Source organism: Burkholderia sp. AU16482 (assembly GCF_002223285.1).
Classification (GTDB): domain Bacteria; phylum Pseudomonadota; class Gammaproteobacteria; order Burkholderiales; family Burkholderiaceae; genus Burkholderia; species Burkholderia semiarida.
Genome location: NZ_NKEY01000006.1, coordinates 821,403 through 834,503 on the forward strand (window position 1 = coordinate 821,403; position 13,101 = coordinate 834,503).

Annotated in this window: 8 protein-coding genes; 4 read left to right on the plus strand and 4 right to left on the minus strand. The window is 67.2% G+C overall.

The genetic code is table 11. The features are described 5' to 3' along the window. Positions 1-3: 3 nt before the first annotated feature. The 4 genes from pgaA to CFB35_RS21115 form a co-directional block, all read right to left on the minus strand. The gene (gene pgaA, locus CFB35_RS21100) at positions 4-2,616 is read right to left on the minus strand and encodes a poly-beta-1,6 N-acetyl-D-glucosamine export porin PgaA (RefSeq protein WP_089465539.1); all 2,613 of its coding nucleotides are present in this window, start codon (positions 2,614-2,616) and stop codon (positions 4-6) included. Positions 2,617-2,668: 52 nt separating this feature from the next. Then, positions 2,669-3,427: a hypothetical protein gene (locus tag CFB35_RS21105; protein WP_059582396.1), complete on the minus strand. Its 759-nt coding sequence runs from the start codon at positions 3,425-3,427 to the stop codon at positions 2,669-2,671. 63 nt (positions 3,428-3,490) lie between these two features. Next, a complete protein-coding gene (locus tag CFB35_RS21110) occupies positions 3,491-3,916 on the minus strand; it encodes a hypothetical protein (RefSeq protein WP_059583067.1) in 426 nt (141 codons plus the stop codon). A gap of 634 nt (positions 3,917-4,550) precedes the next feature. Next, on the minus strand, positions 4,551-5,546 hold the full coding sequence (locus CFB35_RS21115; protein WP_059582392.1) for a LysR substrate-binding domain-containing protein: 996 nt from the start codon (positions 5,544-5,546) through the stop codon (positions 4,551-4,553). A 577-nt stretch (positions 5,547-6,123) separates the two neighbouring features. Here CFB35_RS21115 and CFB35_RS21125 point away from each other — a divergent pair. From CFB35_RS21125 to CFB35_RS21140, 4 genes are all read left to right on the plus strand, one after another. Continuing rightward, a complete protein-coding gene (locus CFB35_RS21125) occupies positions 6,124-7,539 on the plus strand; it encodes a circularly permuted type 2 ATP-grasp protein (protein ID WP_059582390.1) in 1,416 nt (471 codons plus the stop codon). Positions 7,540-7,603: 64 nt separating this feature from the next. Further along, positions 7,604-8,545 (plus strand): alpha-E domain-containing protein, encoded by a 942-nt coding sequence (locus CFB35_RS21130; protein ID WP_059582387.1) that lies wholly within the window; start codon positions 7,604-7,606, stop codon positions 8,543-8,545. An 8-nt stretch (positions 8,546-8,553) separates the two neighbouring features. Continuing rightward, positions 8,554-9,579: a transglutaminase family protein gene (locus CFB35_RS21135; protein WP_089465541.1), complete on the plus strand. Its 1,026-nt coding sequence runs from the start codon at positions 8,554-8,556 to the stop codon at positions 9,577-9,579. A 93-nt stretch (positions 9,580-9,672) separates the two neighbouring features. Continuing rightward, complete coding sequence (locus tag CFB35_RS21140) at positions 9,673-13,086, plus strand: DUF2126 domain-containing protein (RefSeq protein WP_059582383.1); 3,414 nt, start codon at positions 9,673-9,675, stop codon at positions 13,084-13,086. Positions 13,087-13,101 lie beyond the last annotated feature (15 nt).

The following is a 13,101-nucleotide window of genomic DNA, read 5'->3' on the forward strand; positions in this document are numbered from 1 at the left end:
TTTCTAAAACGGCAGGTTGAGCGACAGGAAGCCGGTTTCGGAGCGCTCGCGCTGGCCGTCGTACGCGTGGCTGCTGACCTCGACGCCGTAGCTCAGCGTGATGTCGCGCTTGAACGTCCACGCGTGCTCGATGCGCGCACTCCACAACGGGCTGGTGCCGAAGCCGCGCTCGTTGTACGCGCCGCCCGACACCGACACGCGCTGTCGCAGCCCGAGGTCGCCCTTCTTCCACAGCGTCAGTTGATGCATGACGGTCGCCGCGGCCGCGTAGTCGCGACCGGGGCTGAAGTAGGGCGCGTCCCGCCGCGTGTTGCTGTCCGTGCCCAGGTTCAGCGAGACGTTGACGAGCTGGTTCGCGGACGTATACACGCGCTGCGTGGCGGTCGCCGCGATCTCCTGGTGCAGGTTCGAATCGCTGTAGCGGCTCACGCCGTAGCTGAGCTTGACTTCGCGCCGGTCGTTCTGGCGATACACGACCTCGACGTTCGCGGAGCGGCCCCAGATGTGCGCGGCATACGCTTTCCACGGCAGCGAGTTGTCGTTGGTGTCGAGCCCGGCGCTGACCGTCCAGTAGTCGTTCAACGCGTACGCGATCGTCCCGCGGCCGCCGGTTCGGCCGTCCCCGCCCATCGAGCGCGTGACTTCGCCGAGCACGGTGAGCGGCCCGTGCCGGTAGTCGCCGCCGATGCCGGTGCGCGTGCGGCTGAGGTTGCCGTCGTCGGTCTGCGCGAAACCATAGAACGTGTGCGAAAACACGCGCCAGTTGTCGCCGAACGGTTGCGAATACACATAGCTGTCCGACGTGAAGCTGTTGTTGGCCAGCGCGCTGTTGCCGTGCTCGAAGCTCAGGTCGGTCGTGAACACCGGGCTGCGGTATGCGTTGTAGTCGCGCTTGAAGCTGCGCACCGCACCGCTGTCCGGGAACGTGTTGCCGAGGGTCTGGTCGACGGTTTTCGCGGTCGCGTAATCGTCCGCCGTGAGCGATGCGCGGCCGAGGCCCGCGAGCATCTCGACGCTGTCCGGGTGATCGGTCAGCGACGCGCGATACATCGAGATCGCCTGGCGCGGATGCGATTGGCCCGACACGGCGTCGGCATGCGCGGCGCGCACCTCAGCGTTGAACGGCACCTCTTTCTCGAGCTGTTCGAGCGCGGCGATCCCTTCGTTCACGTGACCCGTGAAGATCAGATATTGCGCGCGCAGCCGGTAGTAGCGCAGATAGTCGCTTTCTCCCGGGCCGACGTTGGTCACCTGCCTGGCCGGCGGCAGCGACTTCTCCATGTCGTCGAGCACCTGCTTCGCTTCCGGCGCGCGTGCCTGGTCGACGTACGACCAGAACAGCCCTTCCTGCAGCTCGATCGGGCGCGTGCGCGAGCCGTACTGGAAGCCGCGGGTCGCGCGATCGGTCGGCGAGGCGGTGGCCTGTTTCAGCGCGCGCGCGTACACGGCGTTCGCCTTGGCCGGCTCGCTCAGGTACAGGTATGCATCGCCGACGGCCGCCAACGCGTCGATCGAGATTTCCGCGCTGGACGGAATCGTCTCGAACGTCGCGACGGCCGTTTTCATCTCGCCGCGTGCGGCAAGGGCGACGACCCGGTCGCCCGCGAGGGCGGTGCGGACCGGGGTGTACTCGGGTGTCGCGAGTATCCGCTTGTCGAGGTCGTCCGCCGCGCGCAGCGCGTCGTCGATTCCATCGAAGCGGTCCGAACTCGTCATCGAGCGCGACTTGTCGCGTCCGCCGCGCACCTGCTGGCGAATCGACAGCTCTTCCAGTTGCGCGATGTCGACGGCGGAGAACGCATCGGGCCGGGCCTTCGCTTCGTCGAGCGCCTTGACCGCGCCGCCGCTCGCCGCGAGGCCGAACACGTCGTTGCGTACCGTCTCGACGTCGGCGGTGCGGAGATTCGGCGCCCGCGCATTCGGCGCTTCGACGTCGGGCCCCTGCGATCGCTGGGTCGGCTCGCCGGGGAGCTGGGCGCCGGGCGTCTGTGAATTCGGCGGCTGGGACGACGGCAGTTGCGCGCCGGGCGTCTCGGTCGCAGGCGTGGGCGAGTTCGGCATCGGTGTGCCGGATGCCTGCGCCGTGAGCGTCGGCATGGTCGGCGCAACCGGCGGTGCGGTGGTCAGGGAGGGGGCGGGCTGCGGCGGTGCATCCGACGTTCGCGCGCGCGGCGCCGACGTATCCGGCGGCGGGGTGTCGAATGCCTGCGCAAGCAGCATCGATGCGTTCGGCGATGCTGCGACCGGCGCCGGTGCGCTCGGCTGCGCAGCATCGGGGTCCACCACGACCGTGGTCGGCATCGCCGGGTTCGGCGCCTGCGCGATCTGCAGCGACGCATCCGAGGCCCGCGCGATCGGCGTGGGCGCAAGCGGGGGCTGCGTGCCCGAATCCTGCGCGGCTTGCGTCGACGCGCCCGTTGGCCGCAGGTCGAGTGGCAGCGCATCCGGCGCGCCGCGGGATCCGGCGATTTCGCTCGTGCCGCGCGGTTCCGCGTCGCCTTCGGCGGAAAGACACGGGCCGGACGCGACGAGCAGGCACAGCAGCGGCGCGTGCAGGAGGATCCGCCGGGTCGGCGGAGCGACGGTGGTGCATTGTTGGTGACGATTGTTGGCCACGGTGTCTCCTCACTTTGAAACGATCACGTCGATTGCACGCCCGAGGGCCGGTTCACAGGCGGTTGCGGATCGCCTGTCCCAGCAGTGCGCGCGATTCGCTGTTCGTCGGGTCGATGGCGAGTGCTCGGCTCGCGTTCTGCTCCACGCAGCTCCATTCGTCGATCTCTGCGCACCGGCGCGCCTTGGCCAGAGCGCGGGCGCCTTCCAGCTCATCGTGCGTGACGCGGGCGGTCTCCATGTACGGCGTGCCGGCGAGGCTCGACTGCGGCTGCCGTTTCGTCGCGGGGTCGGGGTGTTTTCTCGTGCGTGCCAGCGCCTGCGAGCGTGACGTCCGGTGCGCATCGCCGGGGCGCGCCGTGCGACTGCCGGTCGACGCCGCGTGCGGGCTCGCCGCGAGCTTCGTCGGCGGCACGTGCGCGGCGCGCGGTGGGCTCGTGTCGGAGCGGGCCGTCGCTTGCGGCGGCACGGCCGGTTCGGCCGGAGCCGACACGGCGGGCGCCGTCGAGGCGGACGGCGGAACCGGCCCGGCCTGTACGATCGTCGACGTCGAGCCGGCGGGCGCCGCTGTGCGGGACGAGCCACCCGTCGCCGCGACGATGAGCTGGCGGTACTTGCCCACGACGTTGCCGATCACGCCGGCGATATCGTGCGTCACGCTTGCGTGGCCGATCCTCGCGTCCCGCTCGACGTACGCGAACGCGCCGAAGATCGCGGCAAATGCAGCGACGCTGAGCGCCGCATTCCTTCCCGGACCCCACGAGGGTTTCGGCTGACGGTCGGGCGAGTCGTCCGGTCGTTCTGGACGGGGCATTCAAGTCTCCTGGATTCGATGCGCTCCATGAATGACGCGATCGGAGCGGGGCGGTGCGACGTTTCACCATCGCAACTGCGTCGTGAGCGCACCCGTCTCGACGATCGCGAACTGGGTTGCTCCCTGATAGGTCCCTTCGACCCGGTAGCTCGCGTCCGGCACGCTGAACAGGCAGCGCGATCCCGATGCATTGAATTCGACGAGCACGCGCCCATGCCGGCGCAGGCGCACCTGCACGTTGGAGAGGGGCTGGCCGGTGCTCCCCGACACGAACGACACGCCCAGGTTGTACGGGCGCCCGTCAGGGGGAAGCGGCGCGGTGCCGTCGATCCGCGCGTCGCCGCAGATATACGAAATCACGTACCGGTTTGCCCCCGGACCGGACGCCGGCGGCGGGGCCGCTGATGTCTGGGCCAGGGCGTTCATGCAGAGCGTGGAGAGCACGACGCTCAGGAAAGGGCGAGCCTGCTGTCGAAGCGAAGGTGACATTGCAATCTCCCGTCCGGAATCGATGACGCGCATCGACTCGGAGTCGAATTTGCCAACGTTCTTTTTGCGACACGCTATTGATACACGATGGCTTTTGAACCAACAACCGCGTGTGACCCGAATGGGACGGGAGCGAAAGATCCTATCTAAATAGGATAAGAATGGATTGGTAAGGATGTCTTAATTCTGAATAAAGTCGATATTCCCGGACATGAAAATTGCTCACCGGTAGCGATGATCGAGCACGCTTTGAATCACGTCGGAGGTATCGACGTTCGTGCCGAAAAATAACGACTGATGAAAGAAACTGTTGCGCCTGTATTCGAGAAGAATCGATGAATGTTCGGATACAGACCGCATGTCGAGAAATGAGGGTGCGACGTTTTTGATCATTCCGGCTGTTACAGGTAAATAGAAACTTGTGTAACAAGGTATTTCTGTCTGGAAAATCAGTCCGAATATTCTTACTTAATACGGGAAGCAGTAAAAAGTACGACACGGATTCGCAAACGTTTGCGTTTTAATGGCGGCGGATTGGGGCAGGTGAGGGATTTTATGGAATCCGGCGGATTATCGATTGCCGTCGAAAGAATACGCATGCGCGCCATGGATATCCACGGCGCGGACACGGCGTTCAGCGACTGCCGCCCGCGCTTCGTCGCGCGCCGCGCATTGCCGGCGCGGCCGCCTCTTCGGTGCCGATCGCCGCGTCGAGGGCCGTGCGCGGCCGGTTCATGATGTAGGCCCACAGCTGCTCGGCCGCGAGCCCGCGCTTGCGCGCCGATCGATACAGGCGGATTTCGAGTTCGGTGATCCAGTCGCCGGTGCCGGCGCAGACGAGCGTGCCGTCCGCGAGCTCTTTCGCGACGCAGCTTTCCGGCAGCCAGCCGATGCCGTGCCCGGCCACGACCATGCCTTTCAGCGCCTCGGACATATGCGTCTCGAAACACCGGTGCAGCACATACGGCTCGGTCGCGTTCAGCAGCAGCATCTCGACGATGTTGCCGAGAAAGGCGCCCGACGAATACGCGAGCAGCGGCAGCGGCGCATCGGGCGTGCCGGGCAGCTGGAACACCGGCTTGCCGCGTGCATCGGGCGACGACACGGGCAGGATTCGTTCGACGCCGAGGCTGACGAACGGAAAGTGGTTCGGATCGAGCACGATCGGCAACTGCGGATGGTGATAGCCGAGCAACAGGTCGCATTCGCCTTCGACGAGCTGCTGCACGCCTTCCGGCACGTTCACCGCATTGACGCGCGCGGTCACGTGGCCGACCTCGCTGTTGAGTTGCTTGAGCCATTCCGGAAACAGCGTGAACACGAGCGTATGCGCGACGGCGAAGCGCACGACCTGGTCGCTGGCCGCGAACTGGTCGTAGCCGTTCACGAGATTGCGCGCCGCATACATGCTGCGCAGGATGTCCGCGGCGAGCCCGCGGAACATCTGGCCGGCCGGCGTCAGTGCGATCGGATTGATGCTCCGGTCCACCAGCTTCGCGTCCATCCAGGTTTCGAGGGCGGCGATTCGTCTACTGAACGCCGATTGCGTCAGGTGCCGATGACGCGCGGCCCGGGAAAAGCTCTTGGTATCCGCCAGGCTCAGGAAATCTTCCAGCCACTTTGCTTCCATTTCGATCTTCGCTTTTTATAGTCGGGCGCCTGAAAGGGGGCGCCGTCTGCTGCGCAAACGTTCTAGCGTACCGCGCATCGCGTCGGTCGGGCCGATGTTTTTTTTCGATCGGTGTCAGTCGAAATATGCATGGGCGTTGTCGGCGGGATTACGGCTACATAGCGTTGAGGGGCCGGACCGAGTTAACCGGACAGTTCATCGCGTCGGACTGTCCGGCCCGCCCGGACGGCGCTTCCCCCGGGCCGGCTTCGCCGTGTGCGTGCCGGCCCGCCCGCTCGGGCCGGTGCCCGCCTCGTCGCTTTTGGTGCAGTGCAGATTGCACATCCGTGACACGCGGGAGAACTATGTTCGTCGGATGCGGCGCAGCATCGGCCATGCGCGTCGGCGGCGCACCGCGAGTGCGCGCCGCGTCGGCGATGCACCGTTGTGGTGCGAAACGTGGCGCGGGCGTGCCCGGCGCGGCGCAAAAACAGGGGGATATCGACGGGAGCGAACACGGCACGTTCCTTGCAAAGCATTGGTTACGCCGGTCCGGCATGCGCAATGCCGGGGAAAACGATCGATGGAGAAAAAATCGATGAAGCCATTCGATGAAATGCTGCAATCCGGCGACATGGTAAGGGCGCCTTACGCGCGCCTGAAGCAATGGCTCGACACGCAGAATCCCGCGAGCCTCGCCCAGAAGGCCCACGATGCGGAAGGCGTGTTCCGCAAGACGGGCATCACGTTCGCCGTCTACGGCGACGCGGAGGCCGCCGAGCGGCTGATTCCGTTCGACATCGTCCCGCGCATCATCTCGGGGGCGGAGTGGAGCCGGCTGTCGCTCGGCATCGAGCAGCGCGTGATGGCGCTCAACGCGTTCCTCGACGACATCTACCACCGCCAGGAAATCGTGCGCGCGGGCATCGTGCCGAAGCACCTGATCGCGCACAACGACGCGTTCATCCCGGAGATGATCGACTTCCGGCCGCCCGGAAACGTTTACACGCACATCATCGGCGTCGACATCGTGCGCACCGGCGAGAACGAGTTTTACGTGCTGGAGGACAACGCGCGCACGCCGTCCGGCGTGTCGTACATGCTGGAAAACCGCGAAACGATGATGCAGCTCTTTCCGGAGCTGTTCCAGCAGGTGAAGGTGCGCCCGGTCGAAACTTATCCGCAGATGCTGCGCCAGTCGCTCGCGGCCGTGTGCCCGCCGGGCGGCAACACCGACAACCCGACCGTCGCGGTGCTCACGCCCGGCATCCACAATTCCGCGTACTACGAACATTCGTTCCTCGCCGACCAGATGGGCGTGCACCTCGTCGAGGGCAGCGACCTGCAGGTGATCGACGGCCGCGTCGCGATGCGCACGACCGAAGGCTTCCAGCCGATCGACGTACTGTATCGCCGCGTCGACGACGCGTTCCTCGATCCGCTCACGTTCCGCCCCGATTCGGTGCTCGGCGTGGCCGGCATCATGGACGTGTACCGCGCGGGCAACATCACGATCGCGAACGCGCCCGGCACCGGCATCGCCGACGACAAGGCGATCTACTCGTACATGCCGGAGATCGTCGAGTTCTACACGGGCCGCAAGGCGCTGCTGGAGAACGTGCCGACCTGGCGCTGCGGCGAGGCCGACAGCCTGAAATACGTGCTCGAGCATCTGGACGAACTGGTCGTGAAGGAAGTGCACGGCTCGGGCGGCTACGGGATGCTGGTCGGGCCGTGCGCGTCGAAGGCCGAACTCGACGCGTTTTCCGCGAAGCTGCGCGCCCGTCCCGCGAACTACATCGCGCAACCGACGCTCGCGTTGTCCACGACGCCGATCCTGACCGACGCCGGCCTCGCGCCGCGCCACGTCGACCTGCGGCCGTTCGTGCTGGTGTCGGACCGGATCCGCATCACGCCGGGCGGGCTCACGCGCGTCGCGCTGAAGGAGGGATCGCTCGTCGTCAACTCGAGCCAGGGCGGCGGCACCAAGGACACCTGGGTGCTGGCCGACTGAGCCGGACGCGACCGCGCGCGCCGGAGCCGGCGCGCGAACCGAACGAAGACGGAGTGGACACGAGATGCTTCTGGGACGTACTGCAAGCGGGCTCTACTGGATGTACCGCTATATCGAACGCGCGGAGAACATCGCGCGCATCGTCGATGCCGGGCTGCGGATGGCGCTCACGCGCACGGCCGACGCGCCGGCCGAATGGTCGTCGGTGCTCGTCAGCTCGGGCGCCGACGACGGCTATCGGCAGAAATACGACGCGTACGCGGCCGATACCGTGACCGACTACCTGCTGCGCGACCGCGACAACCCGTCGAGCGTGCTGTCGTGCATCGAAGCCGCGCGCTCGAACGCGCGGATGGTGCGCACGGCGCTCACGCGCGAGGCGTGGGAAAGCGTGAACGGCGCGTGGCTCGCCCTGCGCCGCGCGCTCGCGCAGCCGGTGCCTGAAAGCGAGCTGCCGGCCGTGCTCGACGAAGTGAAGCGCGAAACCGCGCTGATCCTCGGCAGCTTCTACAGCACGATGCTGCGCAACGAGATCTTCGATTTCGCGCAGATCGGCGCATTCATCGAGCGCGCCGACAACACCGCGCGGATCATCGACGTGAAGTACCACCTGCTGCTGCCGTCGGTGTCGCACGTCGGCACGATCCTCGACAACTACCAGTGGGAGACGATCCTGCGCTGCGTGGCCGCGCATCGTTCGTACCGCTGGGTGTACGACGTGCAGTACAAGCCGCTCAACATCGCGGACTACCTGATCCTGAACGGCCGCATGCCGCGTTCGCTGCGCTATTGCTACGGGCGCGTCGTGTCGAGCCTGAACCTGCTCGCGAAGGATTACGGCGTGACACACCCGTGTCACGACACGGCCACGAAGATCCTCCAACTGCTGTCCGATACCTCGGTCGAGCGGATCTTCAAGAGCGGCCTGCACGAATTCCTGACCGACTTCATCGGCCGCAACAACAGCCTCGGGCTCGAAATCGCCCAGGCTTACAACTTCGACTGAGGCTTGCCATGCGACTCGCCATTCGACACATTTCGCGTTATCGGTTCGACGATCAAGCCAGCCATGCGCTGCAACGGCTGCGGCTGCGCCCGCAATCCGGCCCCGGGCAGACGGTGCGCGCGTGGCAGGTCACGATCGACGGCGTCGAGCCGACGCTGTCGTATGCCGACGGGCTCGGCAACCGGATCGACCTCGTGCGCCACGATCGCGGCGCGAAGGACGAGATCGTGGTCGTGGCGGCCGGCGTCGTCGAGACGCAGGACCGCGCGGGCATTCTCGGCAATTCCGAAGGCTATGCGCCGCCGTGGATCTTCGAGCGCGAGACCGCGCTCACGAAGGCGGGCGACACCGTGCGCGCGCTCACGGACGCGCTGCCGATCGAGCCGCACGGTCTCGACGCACTGCACTGGCTGATGACGGAAGTGCACGGCCGCATCGCATACGCGCCGAACCTGGCGGCCGATGCGCCCGTCGATGCGGAAACCGCGCTGCAAAGCGGCGAGGGCACGAGCCGCGACCATGCGCACGCGTTCATCGCGGCCGCACGCGTGCTGAAGATCCCCGCGCGCTACATCTCGGGCTACGTGTTGGCCGACAGCGCGATGCAGCGCATCGCCGATTCGAAGCAGCATGCGGGCGACGTCGAGGAAGAGGCGGCGCTCGCGCTGCAGAGCGGCGACGGCATGCAGCAGGCGCTCGGCGCGTCGCATGCCGCGCAATCGCAATCGCAAGGGCAATCGCAGTCGCAGTCGCAGTCGCAGTCGCAATCCCAGGGGCAGCCGCAGGCGGCGCTCGGCGCGCAGCCGCAAGCCGCGTCGCTGACGCAGCAACCGGCCGGCCATGCATGGGCCGAGGCCTATGTCGAAGGGCTCGGCTGGGTCGGCTTCGACCCGTTCATGAACCGTTGCCCGGACGAACGCTACGTGCGCATCGCGGTCGGCCTCGACCATCGCGACGCGCAGCCGGTGACGGGGCTCGGTGCGACGGCCGTCGCCGTCGAGATCAGCGTCGTGCAGTCGCCGGAACTCGTCTGACCGGCGGCGCGCTTTCGCCGAATCCGCCATGCCGGGCCGCCGCGTCGACAGCGACGCGGCGTGCGCGGCCGGCCCAACCCGACCCGAGCTCCCATGTCCATCCACGTCGCGCTGCATCACACCACCCGCTATCGCTACGACCGGCTCGTCAACCTCGGCCCGCAGGTCGTGCGGCTGCGGCCCGCGCCGCATTGCCGGACACCGATCCTCGCGTATTCGATGACGGTCGAGCCCGCGCAGCACTTCATCAACTGGCAGCAGGACCCGTTCTCGAACTATCTGGCGCGCCTCGTGTTTCCGGAGCGCACTGAGCACTTCGAGATCACCATCGATCTCGTCGCCGAGATGTCGGTGTACAACCCGTTCGACTTTTTCCTCGAAGCGAGCGCGGAGCAATATCCGTTCAGCTATGACGACGCGCTGAAGACCGAGCTCGCGCCGTATCTCGCGTGCGATCCGCAGACGAGCGCCGCGCCGCTGTTTCGCGCGTATCTCGACGGTGTGGACCGCACGCCGGCCGGCACCGTGAACTTCCTCGTCGCGCTGAACCAGCAGCTTCAGCGCGACATCGGCTATCTCGTGCGGATGGAGCCCGGCGTGCAGACGCCCGCGCAGACGCTCGAGCTCGCGTCCGGTTCGTGCCGCGACAGCGCGTGGTTGCTCGTGCAGCTGTGCCGCCATCTCGGCATCGCCGCGCGCTTCGTGTCGGGCTACCTGATCCAGCTCACGCCGGACGTCAAATCGCTCGACGGCCCGAGCGGCACGTCGGTCGATTTCACCGATTTGCACGCGTGGTGCGAGGTCTATCTGCCGGGCGCCGGCTGGATCGGCTTCGATCCGACGTCGGGCCTGCTCGCCGGGGAAGGGCATATTCCGCTCGCGTGTACGCCGCAGCCGACGAGCGCGGCGCCGGTCGAAGGGCTGATCGACGAATGCGAGGTGTCGTTCGAGCACGAGATGAGCGTGACGCGCGTGTACGAATCGCCGCGCGTGACCAAGCCGTATACGGAATCGCAGTGGGATGCCGTGCTGGCGCTCGGCACGCAGGTCGACGGCGCGCTGGCCGCCGGCGACGTGCGGCTCACGCAGGGCGGCGAGCCGACCTTCGTGTCGATCGACGATCGCGACGGCGCCGAGTGGAACACCGATGCGCTCGGCCCGACCAAGCGCGGCTACGCGACCGAACTCGTGCAGCGGCTGCGCGCCGAATACGGCGACGGCGGCTTCCTGCATTTCGGGCAGGGCAAGTGGTACCCGGGCGAGCAACTACCGCGCTGGGCGCTGTCGATCTTCTGGCGCGCGGACGGTCAGCCCGTGTGGCACGATCCGTCGCTGTTCGCCGACGAGCGCGAGCCGTCCGCGTATACCACCGACGACGCGAAGCGCTTCATCGATGCGCTCGCCGCGCGGCTGAACCTGAGCGGCGAATTCATCCGGCCCGGCTACGAGGACGTCTGGTACTACCTGTGGCGCGAGCGCCGGCTGCCCGTCAACGTCGATCCGTTCGACGCGCGCCTCGACGACGAACTCGAGCGCGCGCGGCTGCGCAAGGTGTTCGAGCAGCAGCTCGACAGCGTGGTCGGCTACGTGCTGCCGGTGAAGCGGGTGGATGACACGCCGGGCCTCGACGGGCCGCGCTGGCAGACGGGGCCGTGGTTCTTCCGCGACGAGCGGATGTACCTCGTGCCGGGCGATTCGCCGATGGGCTATCGACTGCCGCTCGACTCGCTGCCGTGGACGGCCCGCGCCGACTATCCGTACCTCGTCGAGCGCGATCCGTTCGCGCCGCGCGACGCGCTGCCGGCCGCTGCCGCCATGCGCGCCCGCTATGCGGGCCCGGCCGACGCGCCGCGCTATCTGGCCGGCGTGCATCGCGAAGCGTCCGCGCCGACCGTGATGCAGTGGCGCGACGACGGCGCGGCCGCGAGTGTGCGTGCGGGCGCCGTGGACCCGCATCGCCGGCCCGAGCGTTTCGAATCGGCCGCGTGGATCACGCGCACCGCGCTGTGCGTCGAAGTGCGCAACGGCATTCTGTATCTGTTCATGCCGCCGCTCGCCGCGCTCGAGGATTATCTCGACCTGCTCGGCGCGATCGAGCTGACCGCGCACACGCTCGGCGTGAAACTCGTGCTCGAAGGCTATCCGCCGCCGCGCGACGCACGGCTGAAGCTGCTGCAGGTGACACCCGATCCGGGCGTGATCGAGGTGAACATCCATCCGGCCGCGAGCTTCGACGAACTCGTCGACCACACCGAATTCCTGTACGACGCCGCGTGGCAGTCGCGGCTGTGCAGCGAGAAGTTCATGGTCGACGGGCGGCACGTCGGCACGGGCGGCGGCAACCACTTCGTGCTCGGCGGCGCGACGCCGGCCGACAGCCCGTTCCTGCGCCGCCCGGACCTGCTCGCGAGCCTGATCGCGTACTGGCACAACCATCCGTCGCTGTCGTACCTGTTCTCGGGGCTCTTCATCGGGCCGACGAGCCAGGCGCCGCGCGTCGACGAGGCGCGCAACGACCAGCTCTACGAGCTCGACATCGCGTTCGCGGAAATCCAGCGCAACAAGCTGCTGTTCGGGCAGGACATGCCGCCGTGGCTCGTCGATCGCGTGCTGCGCAACCTGCTGATCGACGTGACGGGCAACACGCACCGCAGCGAGTTCTGCATCGACAAGCTGTATTCGCCCGATTCGTCCACCGGCCGGCTCGGCCTGCTCGAACTGCGTGCGTTCGAGATGCCGCCGCATGCGCGGATGAGCATCGTGCAGCAACTGCTGCTGCGCGCGCTGGTCGCGCGCTTCTGGGCCGCGCCGTATACGACGCCGCTCACGCGCTGGGGTACCGCGCTGCACGACCGCTTCATGTTGCCGGAATTTCTTCGGATGGATTTCGACGACGTGCTGGCCGAGCTGCGCGACGCCGGCTTCGCGTTCGATCCGGCGTGGTTCGCGCCGCACTTCGAATTCCGTTTTCCGCTGTTCGGGCAGATCGCGGTGAACGGGATGCAGCTGTCGCTGCGCGGCGCGCTGGAACCGTGGCACGTGATGGGCGAGGAGGGCGCGCCCGGCGGCACGGTGCGCTACGTCGATTCGTCGGTCGAACGGCTCGAAGTGCGCGTGACGGGGCTGAACGACAACCGGCACGTCGTGACCGTCAACGGCCGCGCGCTGCCGCTGCAGCCGACCGGCACCGTCGGCGAATACGTGGCGGGCGTGCGCTACAAGGCATGGGCGCCGCCGTCGGCGCTGCATCCGACCATCGGCGTGCACGCGCCGCTCACGTTCGACATCGTCGATACGTGGCTGCAGCGCTCGCTCGGCGGCTGCCGGTATCACGTCGCGCATCCGGGCGGGCGCAACTACGCGACGTTCCCGATCAATGCATACGAAGCCGAGAGCCGCCGGCTCGCGCGCTTCGTCGAGATCGGCCACACGCCGGGGCGGATGGAGGTCGCGGCTGCCGCGCCGAGCCGCGAATTTCCGTTCACGCTCGACTTGCGGCGGCCGTGATCGATCGATGACAGG

Bases quoted from the DNA above. Each gene is read 5' to 3' on its own strand.
- CFB35_RS21135 (WP_089465541.1), top strand. From the start codon at position 8,554: ATGCGACTCGCCATTCGACACATTTCGCGTTATCGGTTCGACGATCAA.
- CFB35_RS21130 (WP_059582387.1), top strand. From the start codon at position 7,604: ATGCTTCTGGGACGTACTGCAAGCGGGCTCTACTGGATGTACCGCTAT.
- CFB35_RS21115 (WP_059582392.1), bottom strand. From the start codon at position 5,546: ATGGAAGCAAAGTGGCTGGAAGATTTCCTGAGCCTGGCGGATACCAAG.
- CFB35_RS21125 (WP_059582390.1), top strand. From the start codon at position 6,124: ATGAAGCCATTCGATGAAATGCTGCAATCCGGCGACATGGTAAGGGCG.
- CFB35_RS21110 (WP_059583067.1), bottom strand. From the start codon at position 3,916: ATGTCACCTTCGCTTCGACAGCAGGCTCGCCCTTTCCTGAGCGTCGTG.
- CFB35_RS21140 (WP_059582383.1), top strand. From the start codon at position 9,673: ATGTCCATCCACGTCGCGCTGCATCACACCACCCGCTATCGCTACGAC.
- CFB35_RS21105 (WP_059582396.1), bottom strand. From the start codon at position 3,427: ATGCCCCGTCCAGAACGACCGGACGACTCGCCCGACCGTCAGCCGAAA.